Source organism: Alteromonas sp. 38, assembly GCF_902506055.1.
GTDB classification, from domain to species: Bacteria; Pseudomonadota; Gammaproteobacteria; order Enterobacterales; family Alteromonadaceae; genus Alteromonas; species Alteromonas lipotrueae.
Window position 1 is genome coordinate 4,571,891 of sequence record NZ_LR733300.1, and the last position, 19,444, is coordinate 4,591,334.

Consider the following 19,444-nt stretch of genomic DNA (forward strand, 5'->3'; position numbering starts at 1 on the left):
TACATCGAAACTAGTCAATACTTGACTGTTTTAGTCAGGTAAATTTGTTATCATAAACCAAATTTTAAATTAATAGGACTTACTGATGATTACTATATCAGAAGAAGCCCAGGCTCACTTCGTAAAACTGTTGGATAAACAAGAGACTGGCACAAATATTCGTGTATTCGTCGTAAATCCGGGCACATCGAGCGCCGAGTGTGGCGTGTCCTATTGCCCGCCAGATGCCGTTGAAGAAACGGATACTCGCCTAGAGTTCAATGGCTTCAATGCAGTGGTAGATGAAGAAAGTGTTCCTTTTTTACATGAAGCAGAAATTGATTATGTCACTGATCAAATGGGTTCGCAGCTTACGCTTAAAGCCCCTAATGCTAAAGCACGCAAAGTAGCTGATGATGCGCCTTTGGCTGAACGCATAAAGTACATGATTGAAGCTGAAATCAACCCTCAACTTGCTAGCCATGGCGGCCAAGTAATGTTGGCTGAACTTACCGAAGATGGCTTCGCTATTCTTCAGTTCGGCGGCGGCTGTAATGGCTGCTCTATGGTTGATGTAACTTTGAAAGACGGCATTGAAAAGCAAATGCTTGAGCAATTTGCAGGGGAACTAAACGGTGTTCGTGATGCTACTGAACATGAAGCCGGTGAGCATTCTTACTACTAAGATGTTGTATCTCAACTATGTTTGATGTGCACAAAAGCTGGCGACGATTTAAATTAGGCCTTGCCTTGTTCGTTGCTGGCGTTGTGCAGCTTTTCACGTTAAGTCATCTAAGCACCTTCCTTTACTATTATTCTCTTACCACCTTGCTTGTGGGCTTTGTCATTGCCATGTCTGGCTATGTAGGCATCTTCATGCAGCGTTTCGCGTTTCTAAAAGATAAGAAAATACCGCCTAGTTTCAAAGACGATTAGTCGCTTACCTCCTGCTTTTGTCCCATACGTTTCCTAACATACTTTTGTTAATTCTCACGTTCAATGACCTTGTCCTAGGCTGCGGATTGCACGTAGTCTAGTATTTATAATCTTACATTGGTTGTTCTTAACGTCATGTTTGTGACGGTTTTTAATACGTTTTTTGTCGTGCTTATTAGAGGAGGCTGAGATGAAAACCATTGGGCTTATTGGTGGTATGAGTTGGGAATCGACGGTTAGCTATTACCAAGCGATTAACCGGTTGGTGAATAGCCAACTCGGGGGGCTCCACAGTGCAAAAATATGCCTATACTCGGTTGATTTTGCCGAGATAGAAGCTTTCCAGCGCAGCGGTGAGTGGGATAAAGCCGCCGATGCGTTGAAGCACGCCGCACAGTCATTAGAAGATGCCGGCGCAGACTTTCTCCTTATATGTACCAACACCATGCATAAGGTCGCTGCCCAGGTGGCCAGCGCTGTAGCCATTCCTTTATTGCATATTGCCGATGCCACCGGCGTGGCTCTGTGTGAAAACACGGTCAAAAAAGTGGGCTTGTTAGGCACCCTATTCACCATGGAACAGGCATTTTACAGCGAACGTTTAGCGCAACAGTTTGATTTAGATGTAGTCGTACCAGACAGTGAAGACAGATTAGTCGTGCATAAAATTATTTATGAGGAATTATGCAAAGGGGTTATTTGTGAAAAATCCCGTGACGCGTATATTGATATTATCAACAAATTAAAGGCGCAAGGTGCACAGGCCGTTATTTTAGGGTGCACGGAAATTGCCTTGTTGGTAAAGCAGTCAGACACTGATATGCCTCTTTACGACACAACAGCACTTCACGCTGCTGAGGCTGTAAAAATGGCGCTAGAATAGTCAGATAACTATATTTTGCCTACAAAAAGGAAATGCTATGTTTAGTCATGTAATGATTGGCGCGAACGACATCGAAGCATCGAAGAAGTTTTACGATGCCTCTCTTGCTGTACTTGGATACGATGAAGGCGTATACGATGAACACGGTCGTGTTTTCTACTTCACCCCAAAAGGTGTGTTAGCCCTTACCAAACCAATTAACGGCGAAGCCGCTACCCACGGGAACGGTTCAACGATTGGCCTTGCTGCGGCAAACCCAGCGCTTGTTGATGAATGGCATAAAGTAGGCGCAGCCAATGGCGGCGTGCCGGTTGAAGATCCTCCCGGCATTCGTGGTACAGAAGAGCGCCAGTTGTACCTTGCGTATTTGCGCGACCCTTCTGGCAACAAACTGTGTGCGACTCACTTCGTTAAGAAATAACCTTGAGCGGATACACAGCCTTGAGCGGATACACAGCCTTGAGCTTTTAAACAGCCTTGAGCGTGTATAAACATCTACGTTTAGCTCGTCAGTGCTACACTGGCGAGCGATAAGTCAGAATAGGTAAGCGACCATGACACCAGCAGAAACCGGCCTTGCTTACGATCAAATTACCCAGCGTTGGACACGGCCAGAGTTTAATCGTAGCAATGGTATTGCTCAGCATAAGGTCGCGTTATCATTTCTAGACGTATTTACGTCAGAACAAGGCTCATCCAGAACAGATCAACCTCGCATCGGCCTTGATGTAGGATGTGGCTGTACGGGTAGGTTTATTGAACTGCTGCATGACAACGAGTTTGTAGTAGAGGGGATTGATATCTCAAATGAGATGCTGGCGTTAGCCAGAGGGAGACACCCTAACAACACGTTTTATTTTGGTGATATTTGCACCTTCGACCTGCCCCATCAGTACCGCTTCATTAGTGCTTGGGACTGCCTGTGGCACGTACCACTACACAGCCAAGCGGCTCTAGTTACCAAACTTTGCAATGCACTACAGCCAGGTGGCATATTTATATTTAGCTGTGGCGGTGTGGATGAACCGGGTGAACATACCAACACCACCATGGGGCCTGAAGTCTATTACGCTTCACTAGGTATCAACGGTTATATACGTCATATTGTCGAAGCCGACTGCATTATTCGGCATATTGAATACGAGCAGCTACCCGAATTTCATACCTACTTTGTCGTGCAAAAGGCAATACCGCAAAAATAGTCGGGTATGTTTTGATTCAACTTTGTATTGTTTGCTTAACCTCAATAACGCTAGTAACGAATGAACCCTTTATATCGCCGTCTTGATAAGGTCGCCGACGCCATTTTAAAGTCGCCCGACCGTGCCAATAATCTTACTCAACTCGCCTCTCTCGCGTGTACCTCTGAGTACCATCTTCATCGCGCATTTAACGCAAAGTTTGGTATTAATATTGGCGCCTACGCTAGGCAGCTTCGACTGCACGAAAGTGCCTATAAATTAGCATTTCGGCCTCAAAAACGCATATTGGAAATTGCGATAGAAGCAGGGTTTGGGTCACATGAAAGCTATGCCAAAGCCTTTAAAAAGCATTACAACCAGTCGCCTTCAGGCTTTAGAAAGACACCCAATGTTGAAGCGCTACATAAAGGTGCACAAATTAGCTCGCTAGTAATATCTAACGAAAAAGGATCTTCGGTACTTATGAACACCTCACATGACAACTCAAATAGCGCGTCTGAAAATGTCACCTCTGAAAATCATCAACTTGATGTGTCAGTTATTCAGTTTCCAGCCTTAGACATTGCGATGATGATGCACATTGGCCCGCCTAGCCACATTATGAGCACGGTAAGTGCGTTTATTGCGTGGCGCAGAGAAAAAAAACTACCGCCCTCCACCAGCCGCACTTTCAACTTACTGTATGATGACCCTGACAACACGCCACATGAGTCTTACCGGTTTGGTGTGGCGTGCCAAATTACTGCGCCTATTAACCAGCCCGCAAAAACAAGCAAGGCTATAGAAGCATGCCAGTCTAAGGATACGATCACTCCCAACGTCACCACCACTGCCATACCGGAAGGATACTGCGCTAAGGCCCGCCATATTGGCACCGATGCCGAATTAGGGGCGGTGGTGCACGCTTTATATCACCAATGGTTGCCTGATACACAATTTGAACTGAGAGACTTCCCGATTTTTTTAGAGCGTATTCGCTTTTTCCCCGATGTAGCCGCCCATGAAGCCGTGACCGATGTATTTCTGCCAATCGAAGTGACTACAGTGACGTAGCTGCTTAGCGTGGTTGGGTTTTGCATGGCTTAGATTAGCTGTCACACAATGCATTGCGCTTGCTTAGCCGTTCGAAGCTCCATCCAAGCGTAATGCCACGGGCGAGTAAGAACGCCAGCAATGCATACCACAAGCTGACATTACCGAGAGACTGAGTAAAAAACCATACTGGGAAATATACCGCGAAGGCGCTAATAATCATTGTGTCGCGCATAGAAGATGACTTAGTAAGGCCAACAAATACACCGTCGTACAAAAAGCACCAATGTGCCAGTAGTGGCAGAATAACCATAAGTGGAAGGTAGGTTACCGCTGCATTCACAATATTTTGATGCTCAGTGAGCAAGCTTATTATGCCGTGCCCGCCAAAGAAGAAGATAGCACTATAGCCTATTGCAAAAAGCGATGACCAAAACAACCCTTGGTATGTTCTGCGCTTTATTTCCGCGGAATTCTTTGCCCCCTTAGCTTCACCCACCAACGCTTCTACTGCATAGGCGACACCGTCTAATCCTAGCGCTATTAATACGAAAAACTGCAGTAGAATAGCATTCACTGCCGCCGGTATTTCACCGAATCGCACGCCTTGTATCGTCAAAAAGGCTAAGCAAGCTTGCAAGGCTAAGTTGCGTAGCAGCATGTCAGTATTGAGTTTCATTAACACTTTACGCGCTGCACGGTTAAACCAACTTGCTTCTGGTGCAATACCTCTCACTTGTTTCAACGCTACGTACATCGCCATAAATGCCATGGCGTATTCAGCAATAATACTGGCTAAGGCAACCCCAGCCACCGACAAAGACAGCCCATAAACGAAGGTAATATCTAATCCTGCATTTACAAGGTTACCCACTATTTGAATAATCATCACCGTGCGGGTTTTTTGTTGCCCAACTAAATAGCCGATAAGGGCTAAGTTCAGCATAGCCGCTGGTGCGCCCCATACCCTAACCTGATAATACTCAGTTAAGTGTACTGCTACTGCATCTGAAGGGCTTGCCAATGCTAACCCTGCTGTGAGTACAGGCTCTTGAAGTATTAGTAAGCACAGCCCCAAAATTGAAGCGACAGCAAGGGTTTGCCAAAGTACTTTGGCAGAGGCAAGCGTGGCATCTTCATGCCCTTTTGCCTGTGCGCTTAAGCCCGTTGATGACATGCGCAGAAATCCACACACCCAGTAAATTTGGGTAAGAATTAGTGCGCCAACTGCCGCACCGGCTAACATGGCGGGCGCCGACATATGCCCCAAAACCGCCGTATCCACCAAACCCAGTAAAGGAGTGGTAATATTGGCCAGAATCATGGGCAGCGCTAAAGTGAGTAAGCGTGTATGATCGTGCCATAACGACTCAGGTTGGCGTAGAGATTGCTTATCTTCTTGCACTCGCTTTTGCATTAATTATCGTCTCTGCATTAGTAGAACAGCATGCTGACACGCAGTAAAAAGCACTGCTATTAAATCAACTTCAACTCGGAGAAAACATGAAGTTTATCATGCCTTTCAATGTCATTTCGTGGATTAAATGTGACGCTATATTGGCGCAAATGAAAGGCAACCGACCACACGGGTTAGCACTTTTCTTTCTTGTCTGTTTTTCTGGCTATAGTCTGGCTGCTACTGATAACACTACGCAGCCAACCCGTGAAATTCTTACTCAAAATGGTGTTATTTTGCTTTACCATCATGTGTCTAACCACACGCCGAAAAGCACCAGTATATCGCCTGATATGTTCAAGCAACATATGGCATATTTAAAGCAACATCACACAGTTTTACCTTTAGCAAAAGTGGTCAACGCTATTTTAGATAACACACCGCTGCCTTCCAATACCGTGGTAGTGACCTTCGACGATGGCTATGAAAACATCCTCACAAATGCCCACCCCATTATGGTTGATATGGGCTTCCCGTACACAATATTTATTAATCCAGGGGAAATTGGTACCAATAGAAGCCAACTCACTTGGGAACAAGTTAAGGCGATGCACAACGATGGCGTTACCTTCGCTAACCATACGCTTGATCATTTGCATATGCTGGATGGCAGAGTTTCAAGCAGTGAGGCTGATAGCGACACTAACGACGAAGCTTGGCTTGAAAAGGTATGGCAGAATGTAGCTGAAGCCGAGGCTATTATTGATAGCAAAATTGGCGAATCACTTAAATATTTGGCCTACCCTTTTGGTGAGTTCAACCAAAAGCTAGCAGATAAACTCGCGCAAGAGGGCTACATTGCGTTCGGACAACACTCAGGCGCTATAGGTCCACACAGTCATTTTCAAACATTACCTCGCTTTCCTGCAGCTGGCCCTTATGCCAACTTAAGTACACTAAAAACCAAACTAAACAGTATTGCTATGCCGGTATTATCGACCAGCTTTGAAGGTGAGTATATCCCTGAGGTAAATCGAAATACGGTGCAAGGCGCTAGTGACGAATCGAGACTCCCCCCTATTACGCTAACGATTAAGGGCGATGATGTACGTTTAAGCCAAGTAAATTGCTTCTTTTCAGGCTCACCAGTTGAAACTAGGGTTGAAGACAATGCGATTACCTTCAGTATTACTCAAGCACTTCCTGTAGGCCGTTCGCGAGTAAATTGTACCGCTCCGAGCAACTCTCAATCGGGAAGATATTATTGGTATTCTCAGCCATTTTTTGTGGCAGATAAAAACGGAAATTACCCAGATTAGTTAAGCTGAAAGTGCATGAACAAAACGCACAAAGGTGCCGTTCACTGATTGCTCTTTAAAATTAACGCTTTGATAAAACCGGATGGCAGCAATATTACTAATTTGTACGTCTAGTACCAATGCCTGCTTTTTAAGTGCTATCGCGTAACTACGCATATGGGCAATCATGGCGCTGCCAATGCCGCCTCGCCGAGCAATGCTATCTACCGCTACATGGCCCAACATAAGCTCTGTCGCACTTGGGGGAGTTAAACCGACAGCAACAGCTTGGTTGCGCATTAGCACTGCCATTGCTTCATCAAGATTGTAGAAGCTAGTCACGCTGTCTAACGACGCTCGGTCAAACACTGGCCCCAACTTGGTGTGCCACGCCGTAATGACGCCTACAACAACATTATCGACTACCGCAACCCAGTGATTATTGCAGCCATATTGCCCGTCCTTACCTTTCCATGCATGGGTCAAAAATTCGAGAGTATGCCTTGTATCCCCATTACCAAATACACAAACCAATAGGTCTTCTGCAGCACTTAATAATAAGGGAACCGCTTGGCGAGCATCAGACACGAGACCTTGTCGGATTTTTATATCCATGCCTCCCATACCTACCTATAGTGCCGAGTTTGAACTGAATGATGAAGTAATCGCTGGCATGTCATTACGTATTTGCTGTGCGTCACTAATCGACAACTTGCCAGGCTCACGTTTTGGCTTAAAACGCCCTATCACCTGTACTTCAGGATTAATAAGCACTACCGATGCACTATGATCGACAAGATAATTAGGATTATCTGTACTTTCAGCAATTGCATACATCATGCCCAAGTTGCGAGCGAAGGGAAATAAGGCTTTATGCGCACCGGTCGCAGCAATAAAGTTTGGGTTAAAGTAGCTGATGTATTCGTCGAGCCGTGCTAATGAGTCACGGTTAGGATCGATAGAAATAAACACCACTTTAATAGGAAATTCAGACTCAATAGCCTGCAGTTGCGGGTAAATGCTGTTCAGTTCGGCCATTGTAGTAGGGCATATGTCTGGGCAAAACGTATAACCAAGAAACAACAAGCTCCACTGATTTTCTAGCGAAGCTTGGTTAAATTCATTGCCTTTGCTGTCGGTCAGCGAAAAAGGCGCAATGGCGCGAGGCTCAGGATAAGCCTGAAAATACTTGGGTTTACCGCCATTAGACTGACCCGTTGGTGACAAATAAATTGCCCCTAACACACCCGCCAATAACGCTACTAATGCAACAACGCCTACAAAAATCCGTCGGTTCATAAACTCAGTGGTACGTAGTGATCGAACAACAATACTACAAACAATACCATGAGATGAACAATTGAGAACTTAAAAGTTTTCATCGCGGTTTGGCTAGTGGCCGCAAATTTCAGTTTTATCGCGTAATACATAAACCCAATATTTAGAAGCGAAGAGCCAATAAGGTAAATTAAATCACTCATGCCCACCAAATAAGGCAACAGGCAAACCAAGCTCAGTAACACGGTATAAAGTAACACCGAGGTTTTAGTGAATTCTACCCCATGGGTCACCGGCAGCATGGGCACTTTCGCTTTCGCATAATCTTTTTCGCGATGAATAGCCAACGCCCAAAAATGCGGGGGAGTCCACGTAAATACAATGAGTACTAACAACAACGCATGAGCATGAATTTCCCCAGTGACAGCGGTCCAGCCAAGAAGCGGTGGAGCAGCACCTGCAATACCACCAATTACAATATTTTGCGGCGTGGCTCGTTTTAAAAACATGGTATACACCACGGCATAGCCCACCAAGCTAGCAAGGGTAAGCCAAGCGGTAAGCATGTTCACCCATAAGCTCAATACAACAAAACCCATTACGCCAAGCCCTGCTGCAAACCAAGATGCTTTTGCGATACTTACTTTTCCTTTAGCCACAGGCCGATTGAAAGTACGTGCCATTTGGCTGTCAATTTTGTGGTCGACCACATGATTAATCACCGCGGCTGATGCCGATAACATGCCAATACCCAGCAATCCGCACACCAACGCTGTAGCGTTTACCCAGCTAGGCGAGGCTAAACACATCCCCACTAACGCCGTGAGCAAAAGTAGCATCACCACGTTTGGTTTTGTCATTTCGTAATAGTCACGCCAGCTGATCTTTGCTTGCGAGTTGTTCTTCACTTGCGAGCTTAGCGAGTGCTTACCTGCAACTGCAGTATTTAACGGGATAGTTTTAGCCATGATGACCTCCAGTAGAGTAGGAGAAAGAAGAGGTTGAAGGAGCAACTGACCATGTCAGCCATATCACTGTGAGTAATAGCATGGCGGCAATTGCATTATGTGATACCGCGATAAACAAAGGTAAACTAAACAAAACGTTACTTAGACCCAGCGCCACTTGCACGCATAGTACTCCAAGCATTAAGACACACCCTTTTTTCACCGCCGGTGATAATTTACTGTTTCGTAACCACATAACATCCAATACGGTAAGGTAAAGAAAGGTGATTGCAGCGCCGAACCGATGCACAATATGCATAGTGGCTCGCTCACCGTAATCGTGTGCCCCAAATTCATAGTTTTGTGCCTCGGGCACACTGTATGCGCCTTGAAAATCTAACCGCTGCTGCCACCCGGGCTCGCAAATTGGCATATCGGTACAGGCGAGGGCGGCGTAGTTGGCCGATGTCCAGCCGCCTAACGCTATTTGCCCCACTAAAATGGCCATACCTAACAATGCCATCATCGTCAGCTTGTTGGTTTTACCAAGATTAAGGCTGTCGTCTGTTAACGGTTGTGCCGAATTGGATTCCCGTTGTAGCAAGTTAACTGAGCTGTGTTTTCTAAGGCGTAAATAAAGCAAAAATAAGCAACTTAGTACGGTGAACCCCCCTAGCAAATGCCCCATAACCACCACAGGCAATAAATTAAGAGTGACTGTCCACATGCCAAGCGCCGCTTGAAAAATCACAAGGCCAAGCAGCAACAAGGGCAGCTTAACTGGCGTGCCTTTATGGCGCTGCCTTACCGCGATAATGGCAATCGCCAAAATGCATAGCCCTAGCGCCCCTGCAAAATAGCGATGAATCATTTCGTTCCATGCTTTATGCGCCTCCACGGGGCGGTCTGGAAACGCCGTATTCGCCGCGGCTACCTTTTCGTCACTTAGCGGCACGGTAAGGTTGCCATAGCAACCCGGCCAGTCAGGGCAACCAAGGCCAGCATCAGTAAGGCGTGTGTAAGCCCCTAAAATGATGACTACTGCGGCAAGAAACAGGCTAAACAGCACCAGTTTTTTCATAGCATCTCCTACCCAATACGAGACAATTTCAGAAGCTTTTTAATATCAGCCAGCATACTTCGGCTTTCCATCACCGCGGTACTTCTGTCACTGTCTATTTGGTAATACAACATGGCATTATTTAAGGTATCAACGATATATACGCTTTGCTGTTTAAGGTTGGTGATAGGCACACCGCTGACGCTCAGGGTATGCACATTGGCGTACTCAGATAACTGTTCTAGCGCTGTTACATCACTTTTTTCAGTGAACAAAACTAATGCTTGCGCCCTGTCAGACTCTTTGCCTAGCGCCAGCCACACTTGGTTAATGCTAAACAATGCATTTTCACAAGTGACATCACAGCTTTCGGGCAAGACATACAACAAGCGCCATTTCGGCTCCGTACCTTCTAAAAGCGATGAAACATCAATGGTAGGCTGCAACAATGCACCTTTATTGGTAGCACCTTGGTTGAACCAATCATTCTCTAACGCAAGCTTGGCTAAAATCACTGGTAGCACGAACACGGCAACCATGATAATTAAGGTTTTTTTCGAGGCCGGATTACTCATATTGACGTCCTTTTTTCATAATTGCGAAACCGCCAATCAAGGCGGCTGCGATTGCAAGACCAAACCATTGAATGGCATAACCCAAATGCTTTTCAGGCGGCATGGAAACTCGATTATAACGCCTGACAAAAAGGTCATTTTTTGCGGTAAGTACTACTACATAAGGTAATAAGTTAAGCGATAACAATTCACTGGCGGTACTGGTAGAAACTTGCTGAATACGAGCCGGAAAGCTTAATGCTGATGAAAGCGTTTCTTTTACTAACGGATTATGATTGGGCTGACTCACCACCCCTTCAAATTGTTGTGCGTGGTGGCTAATTTTTACTGCCGGTAGCGAACGCATTAAGTCTGGTGCAGGCAACCAGCCATAATTAACTAATATCCACCCTGCATTGGTTTGTACTGGCACTAGAACGTCATAGCCTACCCGTTGTTCGTGTATTTGATTATCGAGCAATAACACCTTGTCGCCGTTTGGCGTACCTTCAAAGTAAACGGCGCGATCTTCGGGCGCTTTCATTGAAAGGGCATCAATAAGCGACAAGCTTTCTTTCCCCTGTTTTTCGGTTATGCTAGCTATGCGTTGTTGCTTTTGTGCCATTCGGTCTAGTTGCCAGAACCCCAAGCCACACATCGCCATTACACATAGACTAGTAATGACGATTGCGATTAATTTGGATGCTGTAACCTGATTCATTTGGCCAACCTGCACACTACTATTGAGGTTTATATGTTGATAAAAATAATATTGGTTGCATTGGTAATTTTCATGATCGTTAACCTATTTATGGCCATGCGTGTCATGATGAAAAACGATCCCAAAGACGGTCCAATGAGTAAATATATCGGTCGCAGGGTGCTCACATCTGCCATCATAGTGATTTTAATTTTAGTGGCGATTGGCACCGGTTTAATTACGCCAAACCCTCGACCTTACTAGGGTTTGGCAACGTTTTTATAAAACGTAAACAAAGATATAAAGCATTACCCACACCACATCAACGAAGTGCCAGTACCAACTTCCGGCTTGAAAAGCAAAGTGGTTATGCGGTGTAAAATGCCCTTTTAGTACCCTAAAAAACATGACAATAAGAATGATGGTGCCAAGGGTAACGTGCATACCGTGAAAGCCCGTCAGCATGAAAAAGGTATTGCCGTAAATGCCTGACTGTAGCGTTAGCCCTAGGTCACGATAGGCGTGAACATACTCTTCCACCTGTAAGAATAAAAACCCAATTCCCAGCAAGATAGTGACGCCTAACATTAGGGTCAGTTGTTTGCGTTTGTTCTGCTCTAAACCAACATGAGCAAAATGCAATGTGACCGACGATATAAGCAAAATAACCGTATTAATGGTGGGTAAACCAACCGCACTCATTTCTTGTGTAGTGATGCCCCCTGGGGTAGATACTAACGGCCACATGGCTTCAAATGTGGGCCATAACACTTCGTTAGTCATTGCATTATTTGATGCACCGCCTAACCAAGGCACTGAAATGAATCGGGCATAATAGAGTGCCCCAAAGAAAGCGGCAAAGAACATGACTTCAGAGAAGATAAACCAACTCATTCCCTGTCGGTAAGAGCGTCCTAATTGGTCGCTATATAGCCCTGACATAGACTCATCAATTTGGTTTTTAAACCATCCGACCAGCATCACCATCAATACGACAAACCCAGCGAGAAGTGTATAGCCTCCATAGCCTGATTCACCTTTAGTGGCTTCAATCACAAAGTTGCCCGCGCCAACGGCAATTAAAAATAGCGCCACCGCGCCTACAATAGGCCATGGGCTTTGTGCCGGTACATAATATTTCTGATATTCTTGCTGCATTACTCTCTCCTTATCCCAACACCTGTTATTTACCACTTTCAGGTTGAGGGACCATGTAGGGATTCGGTTTTGTTTTCATGTCACTCACTCGTGCGGTCACATCAAAAAGGGTGTATTGCACAGTAAAATAACTAATATCTTCTGGAAGCTGTGGGTCGACATAAAACTGCATGGGCATATAAGCCTCGGCCCCAGCATTTAAAGGTTGTTGATTAAAACAAAAGCATTCCGTTTTATTCAAATATAGCGCTGCCATACCCGGCGACACCGATGGAATAGCTTGCGCCATCATATTGCTCGACGCTGGATTTCTTACGTAAAACGACACCGTATTAAGCTCCCCAGGGTGCACTTTCATACGACTAGTTTGCGCACGAAATTCCCACGGCATACCAGTGTTAGTGCGGGTAATAAACTCCACTGTTATCTCACGGCTTTCGTCTATTTCGATGGACTCATACACCGCTGCGGTATTGTCAGTTTTACCGTTAATACCAGTAACGTCACAAAATACGTCGTAAAGTGGCACCAGGGCGAACCCAAAACCAAACATGCCAAACACAATAACGACGAGTTTTATCACCATTTTGTTGTTTGCATTTGCTTGTGTCATGGGTAGCTCCTTTTCTTACTTGCCCTATTTTCTCTATTTAACAACGGGCGGCGTTTCAAAGGTGTGATAGGGCGCAGGAGAAGGAATTTCCCATTCTAGTCCCTCGGCACCTTCCCACACTTGGGCAGATACTGGCTCACCCTGCTTCTTACAGGCTTTAATCAACAGCGCTAAGAAGATTAGCTGCGACAGCCCAAAGGCAAAGCCGCCAAGGCTTATCCACTTGTTAAAGTCGGCAAACTGTAAGGCGTAGTCAGGGATACGACGTGGCATGCCAGCCAGCCCCACAAAGTGCATCGGGAAGAACAACACATTTACCGACACAAGTGAGCACCAGAAATGCCATTTTGCTAGCGCCGTGTCGTACATTTTCCCTGTCCACTTGGGTAACCAATAATACACCGCAGCCATAATCGAGAAGATGGCACCGGTGACCAGAACGTAATGGAAATGTGCGACCACGAAATAGGTATCGTGGTATTGGAAGTCCACCGGCACGATGGCCAGCATTAATCCTGACAGGCCGCCAATGGTAAACAATACGATAAACGCAATGGCAAACATCATGGGCATTTCAAAGGTTAGAGAGCCCCGCCACATAGTCGCCACCCAGTTAAAGACCTTCACGCCTGTAGGCACCGATATAAGCATAGTGGCAAACATGAAGAACATTTCCATATACACCGGCATGCCGGTGGTAAACATATGGTGAGCCCATACCACAAAGGACAACAGCGCAATAGAGCCGGTGGCATAAACCATTGATGCGTAGCCAAACAGCTTCTTACGGGAAAACGTAGGGACAATTTGAGAGATAATACCAAAGGCTGGCAATATCATTATGTACACCTCGGGATGCCCAAAGAACCAGAAGATATGCTGGAACATAACGGGGTCACCACCACCTGCTGCATCAAAGAAGCTGGTGCCAAAGAACTTATCCGTCAGTACCATGGTGACCGCCCCCGCTAACACAGGCATAACAGCAATAAGCAAGAAAGCAGTAATAAGCCAAGTCCACACGAATAAAGGCATTTTCATCCACGTCATGCCAGGAGCTCGCATGTTGAATATGGTCACAATGACGTTAATCGCCCCCATAATAGAGGAGATACCCATGATATGTACCGAGAACACAAACAATGCGGTTGAGTCACCACTGTAGGTGGTAGAAAGCGGTGCATAGAAGGTCCAACCAAATGCCGGGCCGCCGCCCTCTAAAAATAGCGAGCTAAGCAGAATAAGAAAGGCGCCAGGTAATATCCAAAAACTCCAGTTATTCATTCGCGGCAGCGCCATGTCTGGTGCACCTATCATCATAGGAATTAGCCAGTTTGCAAGCCCCGTAAAGGCTGGCATTACCGCACCAAATACCATGATAAGGCCGTGCACAGTCGTCATTTGATTAAAGAAGTTTGGCTCAACAATTTGTAATCCAGGCTGAAATAGCTCAGCACGGATCACCATTGCCATGGCGCCACCAATCAAAAACATGATAAAGGCGAACCATAAATACAAAGTGCCTATATCTTTGTGGTTAGTGGTAAACAACCATCGGGTTATTCCTTTTGGAATATGGCTATGATGGTCATGATCTTCGTGATGCGCCGAGGTATCCGGCGCAATGACATCAGTTGCTTTACTCATTACGCACTCCTAGTTCCCATTAACGACGGCGTTAACATCTTTAGCCTGCACCATATCACCCGTGTTATTGCCCCACGCATTTCGTTCGTAGGTCACCACAGCCGCAATGTCTTTCAGGCTTAACATTTTTCCGAACGCCTGCATGGCCGTACCGGTTTTACCGTTCAACACAATATCAATATGTGCAGTTTGGTCTTCAAGTACCATCTCACTGCCTTTAAGCGCAGGGAAAACTCCGGGTAACCCTTCGCCGTTAGGCATATGGCAAGCCGCACAAGTGGCGTTGTAAACCCGCTTACCTTCATCCATAAGTTCGTCCATCGACATATTCATCGACAGTAGACGTTGCTCTTCTTCTTTCGCTTGGCGAGCTGCTTCTTCTTGTTCATTCATCCAAGCATCAAATTCGGCAGGCTCTTTAGCAATGACCACAACCGGCATAAAGCCATGATCTTTTCCGCAAAGCTCGGCACACTGTCCACGATAAATACCTGGCTCGTTCACCTTTGCCCACGACTCATTAATAAACCCAGGATTAGCATCTTTTTTCACTGCAAAGTCCGGTACCCACCACGAGTGAATAACGTCATCAGAGGTGATAAGAAAGCGCACTTTTTGCCCTGTGGGGATCACCAACGGACGGTCGACTTCCAACAGATAGTTCGCGCCTTTTTCGAATTTGTTTTCAATTTGCTCTCGTTGCGTCGCCATTAACGAATAAAACTCAACGTCTCTGTCCATATACCGGTAATGCCACTTCCACTGAGATCCAGTAACGACAACGGTAAGATCAGGTTCACTGGTATCTTCCATCGCAATAAGGGTTTTAGCAGCAGGAATAGCCATAAGAATAAGAATGATGAATGGCACTACTGTCCATGCAATTTCCACTTTTACATTTTCATGGAAGTGAGCGGGCTTAGCGCCTCTGGATTTACGGTGCAAGTACATTGAGGCAAACATAACCCCAAAAACCGCAACAGCGATTGCGATACAGATAAAGAACATCAACATATGGAGGTCGTATACTTGACCACTTATGTCTGTTGCGCCTCGGCGCAAATTTATGGAAGAGCCTTCGCCCGTTGCTGCATCAGCAAACAGTAGTGGCGAGGTAAGCAAAAGTGGAAGCCCGTAAAGCCACTTTGTCGCTTGTGTCGCCGCTTGTGTCGTTACTCGTTTCACTCAACACCTCCGTTATAACAGAAGCATTAACGCATTAGATGCGCTGCGCTTCTGGCAACTGATACTCGAAATCCAACTTTTAACTTAACTGCCTAGCTTTAGTTGTAAAACAAAGTTACAGCTATTGTTATTATTTTGTTAAATACAGTATAAGAATTGCTCAATAAAACGCACAAGTCTAGTCTTTTCTAAGAAAAAACAATTGCAGCGTTTAATTTTTAATCAACGCGGTATGACAGAGAAGTGAATGACGTCACAGCGCATGGACGTTACACGGGTATTTAGCGAGCCCGTTTGAAACGCTCATTTTGAACGAGATGGGCGAATAGAAGTTGGCAATAAGTTTCTTATAATCAAAAGGTAGTTACGCACTTATGATTGTTTTTCAAACAAAACAGATGACTAAAATAGCGCTAGTTAGCACTAAAAAAGGTGACATAAATAGGAGAAAATATGCGGGAGCGGTATCTGGTGGCTTTTGAGGGATTTCTTAGACTTAAATACGATTATTGTGTAAGCAAGGTATGGTAAACATACAAAAAAGCGGCCTATAAGCCGCTTTCTTTACTAAATAGCTAAAAGGTTACATCCAATCAGCATTTCGAATAACACCAACGGCAATCCCTTCAATGGAAAAAGGCTCTGACGCTAAGTCGACTTTAATCGGTGAAAACTCGTCATTTTCGGCATGAAGCAATACTTCGCGGCCACGCTTTTCAAGGCGTTTAACAGTAACGTCCTCATCGACACGTGCTACTACCACCTGCCCATTATGGACATCCGTCGTGCGGTGCACGGCTAACAAGTCACCATCAAGTATACCAATGTCTTTCATACTCATACCGCTTACACGAAGTAAGAAGTCGGCGTGAGGCTGAAACAGGGCAGGGTCGACCTTATAATGAGACTCTATATGCTCTTGCGCTAGAATAGGCTCGCCCGCAGCCACTCGGCCAATAAGAGGAAGGCCTTCTTCTTCAGGGGCTTCATCTTCAAGAGGAATATTAAGTTTAATACCACGAGAAGTGCCTGGAAGGATTTCGATGACGCCTTTACGGGCCAACGCTTTTAAATGTTCTTCAGCGGCATTCGCAGAACGAAAACCTAAATGACGGGCAATTTCTGCACGGGTAGGCGGCATGCCAGTTTCGAGCATCGTTGTTTTTATAAGCTCGAGAACTTCTGTTTGTCTTGCTGTGAGTGGGCGCATAAAAGACCTGTCTGTCTATACAGTTCCTGTAAGTATATACACCTAAAAGGAAATGACAAGCACTAAGCGTTGCAAAGCATGTTTTTTACTCCGGCCAAATCACAACAAAAAAGCGACCATTAAAGGCCGCTTTATCTATCACTACTATTCAGCGTGACTAAAATTTATATTGCAAACTCACGCGCGCATTAAGCGGCTCGCCGGTGGCAATATTGTTGTCGTTATGTGCTGATGGGAAATAGTCTTCGTCGAATACGTTTTCCACATTTAGCTGAATTTTAATGTCTTCGCTGTAATCGTAATACACTGCAGCGTCTACGCGAACAAAATCAGGTAGTTCGACGGTATTGTTTAAAGACGCGTACTGCTCAGATTGATAAATCACGCCTAATGCAACACGCCATTTATCGTTTACTTCATATTGGTTCCATAACGTCAGCATGTGTTCTGGTAGCTGTGCTAAATCACGGTTCGCCAATGCGCCATCTACAATGCGGCCCATTTCTTCGCCATCAAGGTTGCTATACCCAGCATTTATTACCCAACGCTCTGAAAGCTTGCCCACCACCTGCACTTCAAAACCTTTGGTTTCGGTGCCGGTTAAAATAGACGCTTCTGGATTGTTAGGATCTTGCGCTGTGCCATTTTCACGTTCAACTTCAAATGCCGCTGCTGTTACGCTAAGTGAGTCAGAGAAATTCCACTTTACGCCAATTTCTTTATTTTCAAATTCTTCAGCTTCCAGCGCTTGGCTTGTAAGCGACAGAGAAAGGAATTGGTCACCTGAACGAGGTAAAAACGATTTGCTGTAACTGGCATAAATCGAAACAGATTCCGCTGGCTTGTAAATTAGGCCTGCACGGGGTGACACTTGTGAATCAGAACTAGATAGGAAACCGCTGTTACCATCGTCAGCACCGTTAGCCACTTCAATAGTGTCTACCACATCGATATCAAAATTATCGTAGCGAAGACCGGCCACCACAATCCAATGCTCGTTAAGCTTAATTTCATCTTGCACGAAGGCTGAGGTAAAGGTGACGTCTGATGCACGATTTCTTACCGGATCTGTCAGCGTCATTGACGGAATAACCAGGGGGTCGCTAAACACGAAGGATACTTGGTCGTCTTGACTGTCTGCAAAAAACGCATCACGACGAGCATTTTCTGTATCTTGGCTGCCGTACTCCATTCCTGTTAGTAAGGTATGGTTAATATCACCTGTTGCAAACTGCCCAATAAGGTTTAATTGAACCAGCGCATTTTCACGAGTGGTGGTATCACGATACCCATCTAACGTAACCGTGCCTGCATCAGCGTCAAAGTTAACGGGGTACAAGTTTTGGTAAGCTTTATCATAATCAGCAAACTGAACGGTACCGTTCAAGTTCCAATTTTGCGATAGTGCATGATCAACACGAACACGGGCAATATGCGCTTCAAGGGTAGTATTGTTGAAGTCTGGATCACCAAAGTAGGTGTCGTCAAAGCCTTCAAGCGGTGCACCATCTAATGAGGGTATACCTCTATCGACTAAACGATCATCATTTACGTATTCGTAAGATGCAACCACCGTGGTGTCGTCGTTAGCCATCCATGTATAAGTTGGGTTAATGGCGTAACGTTCACCATCTTTAAAATCACGATGATTATCAATACTGTCAAACACACCGTTAAAACGAAAAGCATTATTAGCATCTATGGCTTTATTGGTATCAACACTAATAGAACCAGCGCCAAAGGTATCAATACCTGCTGACAGTGTGGTGAAATCTTCTGCGCTACTGGCCACTTTAGTCACACGGTTAACTACGCCACCGCCTCCACCACGGCCGAATAGTAAGGCGTTCGCGCCTCGTAATATTTCTACACGCTCTAGGTTATACAATGGGCGAAAGTACTGAACGTCGTCACGAAGACCATCAACAAAAAAGTCGGCGGTGGTGTTCTGACCACGAATAGTCACCTGATCGCGATGGTCTTCACCTAGGCCAATGCTCACACCTGGGGTGTATTGCATAACATCGGCAATACTAAACAATGCTTGCTCTGAAATTTGTTCTGCGCTTACAACAGATACTGACTGGGGCACGTTAACCAATAATGTAGGGGTTTTAACCGCTGTGGCGACTTGTTGACCAAAGAATGCGCCGCGTACGGTAATACGTTCAACGCTTTCATCTGACTCAGCCATATCGTCTTGTGCGAATGCAGATGTGCCATAAAGAGCTAAAAGAACAGCAGTAGAAATAGTTGCTTTACCAAGTTTCAAGCAAGTCTCCTCAAGTGATAATTCAAACAGTATTGAAAATGATAGATATTCTTATTTAGAGCGGATTCTAGTCAGATTTATTGGCAATTAAAAG

21 protein-coding genes are annotated in these 19,444 nt (G+C 45.4%); 8 read left to right on the forward strand and 13 right to left on the reverse strand.

The window, feature by feature from the left end; genetic code table 11:
* The first annotated feature begins 85 nt into the window (after positions 1 to 85).
* The 6 genes from nfuA (at position 86) to FLAVO9R_RS19760 (ending at position 4,053) form a co-directional block, all read left to right on the forward strand.
* Positions 86 to 664 carry a Fe-S biogenesis protein NfuA gene (nfuA, locus tag FLAVO9R_RS19735; RefSeq protein ID WP_126872128.1) on the forward strand — a complete coding sequence of 193 codons (579 nt, stop codon included), beginning with the start codon at positions 86 to 88 and terminating at the stop codon, positions 662 to 664.
* Between the two features lie 17 nt (positions 665 to 681).
* Positions 682 to 915, forward strand: coding sequence for a hypothetical protein (locus FLAVO9R_RS19740; RefSeq protein WP_159534117.1), 234 nt, complete (start codon positions 682 to 684; stop codon positions 913 to 915).
* 190 nt (positions 916 to 1,105) lie between these two features.
* Complete coding sequence (locus FLAVO9R_RS19745; protein WP_159534119.1) at positions 1,106 to 1,798, forward strand: aspartate/glutamate racemase family protein; 693 nt, start codon at positions 1,106 to 1,108, stop codon at positions 1,796 to 1,798.
* A 37-nt stretch (positions 1,799 to 1,835) separates the two neighbouring features.
* Positions 1,836 to 2,219, forward strand: coding sequence for a VOC family protein (locus FLAVO9R_RS19750; RefSeq protein WP_159534121.1), 384 nt, complete (start codon positions 1,836 to 1,838; stop codon positions 2,217 to 2,219).
* A 133-nt stretch (positions 2,220 to 2,352) separates the two neighbouring features.
* Positions 2,353 to 3,000 (forward strand): class I SAM-dependent methyltransferase, encoded by a 648-nt coding sequence (locus FLAVO9R_RS19755; protein WP_159534123.1) that lies wholly within the window; start codon positions 2,353 to 2,355, stop codon positions 2,998 to 3,000.
* Positions 3,001 to 3,060: 60 nt separating this feature from the next.
* Complete coding sequence (locus FLAVO9R_RS19760) at positions 3,061 to 4,053, forward strand: AraC family transcriptional regulator (RefSeq protein ID WP_159534125.1); 993 nt, start codon at positions 3,061 to 3,063, stop codon at positions 4,051 to 4,053.
* A gap of 34 nt (positions 4,054 to 4,087) precedes the next feature.
* Here FLAVO9R_RS19760 and FLAVO9R_RS19765 read toward each other — a convergent pair whose 3' ends face one another.
* Positions 4,088 to 5,356, reverse strand: coding sequence for an MATE family efflux transporter (locus FLAVO9R_RS19765; RefSeq protein WP_232370739.1), 1,269 nt, complete (start codon positions 5,354 to 5,356; stop codon positions 4,088 to 4,090).
* A 179-nt stretch (positions 5,357 to 5,535) separates the two neighbouring features.
* Here FLAVO9R_RS19765 and FLAVO9R_RS19770 point away from each other — a divergent pair, with 179 nt between their 5' ends.
* The gene (locus tag FLAVO9R_RS19770) at positions 5,536 to 6,747 is read left to right on the forward strand and encodes a polysaccharide deacetylase family protein (protein WP_159534129.1); all 1,212 of its coding nucleotides are present in this window, start codon (positions 5,536 to 5,538) and stop codon (positions 6,745 to 6,747) included.
* On the opposite strand, the gene FLAVO9R_RS19775 is transcribed toward FLAVO9R_RS19770, so the two are convergent.
* Genes FLAVO9R_RS19775 through FLAVO9R_RS19800 form a run of 6 tightly spaced genes read right to left on the reverse strand, consistent with a single transcriptional unit; the run spans position 6,748 to position 11,286 of the window.
* Positions 6,748 to 7,341, reverse strand: coding sequence for a GNAT family N-acetyltransferase (locus FLAVO9R_RS19775; protein ID WP_159534131.1), 594 nt, complete (start codon positions 7,339 to 7,341; stop codon positions 6,748 to 6,750). It abuts the gene before it with no gap.
* A gap of 15 nt (positions 7,342 to 7,356) precedes the next feature.
* The gene (locus tag FLAVO9R_RS19780; protein WP_159534133.1) at positions 7,357 to 8,025 is read right to left on the reverse strand and encodes an SCO family protein; all 669 of its coding nucleotides are present in this window, start codon (positions 8,023 to 8,025) and stop codon (positions 7,357 to 7,359) included.
* Entirely contained in the window at positions 8,022 to 8,972 is a 951-nt protein-coding gene (cyoE, locus tag FLAVO9R_RS19785; RefSeq protein WP_201299287.1) for a heme o synthase, read from the reverse strand. Before cyoE ends, FLAVO9R_RS19780 begins: the two co-directional genes overlap by 4 nt.
* Positions 8,965 to 10,032, reverse strand: coding sequence for a COX15/CtaA family protein (locus FLAVO9R_RS19790; protein ID WP_159534135.1), 1,068 nt, complete (start codon positions 10,030 to 10,032; stop codon positions 8,965 to 8,967). The genes cyoE and FLAVO9R_RS19790 overlap by 8 nt, the downstream gene beginning before the upstream one ends.
* Before the next feature lie 8 nt (positions 10,033 to 10,040).
* On the reverse strand, positions 10,041 to 10,586 hold the full coding sequence (locus tag FLAVO9R_RS19795; RefSeq protein WP_159534137.1) for a hypothetical protein: 546 nt from the start codon (positions 10,584 to 10,586) through the stop codon (positions 10,041 to 10,043).
* The gene (locus FLAVO9R_RS19800) at positions 10,579 to 11,286 is read right to left on the reverse strand and encodes an SURF1 family protein (protein WP_159534139.1); all 708 of its coding nucleotides are present in this window, start codon (positions 11,284 to 11,286) and stop codon (positions 10,579 to 10,581) included. Before FLAVO9R_RS19800 ends, FLAVO9R_RS19795 begins: the two co-directional genes overlap by 8 nt.
* A 33-nt stretch (positions 11,287 to 11,319) precedes the next feature.
* Here FLAVO9R_RS19800 and FLAVO9R_RS19805 point away from each other — a divergent pair, with 33 nt between their 5' ends.
* Positions 11,320 to 11,529 (forward strand): DUF2909 domain-containing protein, encoded by a 210-nt coding sequence (locus tag FLAVO9R_RS19805; RefSeq protein ID WP_159534141.1) that lies wholly within the window; start codon positions 11,320 to 11,322, stop codon positions 11,527 to 11,529.
* Between the two features lie 15 nt (positions 11,530 to 11,544).
* On the opposite strand, the gene FLAVO9R_RS19810 is transcribed toward FLAVO9R_RS19805, so the two are convergent.
* The 6 genes from FLAVO9R_RS19810 to FLAVO9R_RS19835 all read right to left on the reverse strand — a co-directional run bounded on the left by FLAVO9R_RS19810 (position 11,545) and on the right by FLAVO9R_RS19835 (position 19,350).
* Complete coding sequence (locus FLAVO9R_RS19810; RefSeq protein ID WP_159534143.1) at positions 11,545 to 12,423, reverse strand: cytochrome c oxidase subunit 3; 879 nt, start codon at positions 12,421 to 12,423, stop codon at positions 11,545 to 11,547.
* Positions 12,424 to 12,448: 25 nt separating this feature from the next.
* Positions 12,449 to 13,036, reverse strand: coding sequence for a cytochrome c oxidase assembly protein (locus tag FLAVO9R_RS19815; RefSeq protein ID WP_159534145.1), 588 nt, complete (start codon positions 13,034 to 13,036; stop codon positions 12,449 to 12,451).
* 33 nt (positions 13,037 to 13,069) lie between these two features.
* A complete protein-coding gene (gene ctaD, locus FLAVO9R_RS19820; RefSeq protein WP_159534147.1) occupies positions 13,070 to 14,683 on the reverse strand; it encodes a cytochrome c oxidase subunit I in 1,614 nt (537 codons plus the stop codon).
* 9 nt (positions 14,684 to 14,692) lie between these two features.
* Complete coding sequence (gene coxB, locus FLAVO9R_RS19825; RefSeq protein WP_013786737.1) at positions 14,693 to 15,868, reverse strand: cytochrome c oxidase subunit II; 1,176 nt, start codon at positions 15,866 to 15,868, stop codon at positions 14,693 to 14,695.
* 583 nt (positions 15,869 to 16,451) lie between these two features.
* The gene (gene lexA / locus FLAVO9R_RS19830; protein ID WP_057795164.1) at positions 16,452 to 17,078 is read right to left on the reverse strand and encodes a transcriptional repressor LexA; all 627 of its coding nucleotides are present in this window, start codon (positions 17,076 to 17,078) and stop codon (positions 16,452 to 16,454) included.
* Between the two features lie 157 nt (positions 17,079 to 17,235).
* The gene (locus FLAVO9R_RS19835; RefSeq protein ID WP_159534149.1) at positions 17,236 to 19,350 is read right to left on the reverse strand and encodes a TonB-dependent receptor; all 2,115 of its coding nucleotides are present in this window, start codon (positions 19,348 to 19,350) and stop codon (positions 17,236 to 17,238) included.
* Positions 19,351 to 19,444: the final 94 nt, after the last annotated feature.

Bases quoted from the DNA above. Each gene is read 5' to 3' on its own strand.
- lexA (WP_057795164.1), bottom strand. From the start codon at position 17,078: ATGCGCCCACTCACAGCAAGACAAACAGAAGTTCTCGAGCTTATAAAA.
- nfuA (WP_126872128.1), top strand. From the start codon at position 86: ATGATTACTATATCAGAAGAAGCCCAGGCTCACTTCGTAAAACTGTTG.
- FLAVO9R_RS19745 (WP_159534119.1), top strand. From the start codon at position 1,106: ATGAAAACCATTGGGCTTATTGGTGGTATGAGTTGGGAATCGACGGTT.
- FLAVO9R_RS19790 (WP_159534135.1), bottom strand. From the start codon at position 10,032: ATGAAAAAACTGGTGCTGTTTAGCCTGTTTCTTGCCGCAGTAGTCATC.
- FLAVO9R_RS19800 (WP_159534139.1), bottom strand. From the start codon at position 11,286: ATGAATCAGGTTACAGCATCCAAATTAATCGCAATCGTCATTACTAGT.
- ctaD (WP_159534147.1), bottom strand. From the start codon at position 14,683: ATGAGTAAAGCAACTGATGTCATTGCGCCGGATACCTCGGCGCATCAC.
- FLAVO9R_RS19795 (WP_159534137.1), bottom strand. From the start codon at position 10,586: ATGAGTAATCCGGCCTCGAAAAAAACCTTAATTATCATGGTTGCCGTG.
- FLAVO9R_RS19805 (WP_159534141.1), top strand. From the start codon at position 11,320: ATGTTGATAAAAATAATATTGGTTGCATTGGTAATTTTCATGATCGTT.
- FLAVO9R_RS19780 (WP_159534133.1), bottom strand. From the start codon at position 8,025: ATGAACCGACGGATTTTTGTAGGCGTTGTTGCATTAGTAGCGTTATTG.
- FLAVO9R_RS19765 (WP_232370739.1), bottom strand. From the start codon at position 5,356: ATGATTCTGGCCAATATTACCACTCCTTTACTGGGTTTGGTGGATACG.
- FLAVO9R_RS19740 (WP_159534117.1), top strand. From the start codon at position 682: ATGTTTGATGTGCACAAAAGCTGGCGACGATTTAAATTAGGCCTTGCC.
- cyoE (WP_201299287.1), bottom strand. From the start codon at position 8,972: ATGGCTAAAACTATCCCGTTAAATACTGCAGTTGCAGGTAAGCACTCG.
- FLAVO9R_RS19815 (WP_159534145.1), bottom strand. From the start codon at position 13,036: ATGACACAAGCAAATGCAAACAACAAAATGGTGATAAAACTCGTCGTT.
- FLAVO9R_RS19760 (WP_159534125.1), top strand. From the start codon at position 3,061: ATGAACCCTTTATATCGCCGTCTTGATAAGGTCGCCGACGCCATTTTA.
- FLAVO9R_RS19810 (WP_159534143.1), bottom strand. From the start codon at position 12,423: ATGCAGCAAGAATATCAGAAATATTATGTACCGGCACAAAGCCCATGG.
- FLAVO9R_RS19770 (WP_159534129.1), top strand. From the start codon at position 5,536: ATGAAGTTTATCATGCCTTTCAATGTCATTTCGTGGATTAAATGTGAC.
- FLAVO9R_RS19755 (WP_159534123.1), top strand. From the start codon at position 2,353: ATGACACCAGCAGAAACCGGCCTTGCTTACGATCAAATTACCCAGCGT.
- FLAVO9R_RS19750 (WP_159534121.1), top strand. From the start codon at position 1,836: ATGTTTAGTCATGTAATGATTGGCGCGAACGACATCGAAGCATCGAAG.
- FLAVO9R_RS19775 (WP_159534131.1), bottom strand. From the start codon at position 7,341: ATGGATATAAAAATCCGACAAGGTCTCGTGTCTGATGCTCGCCAAGCG.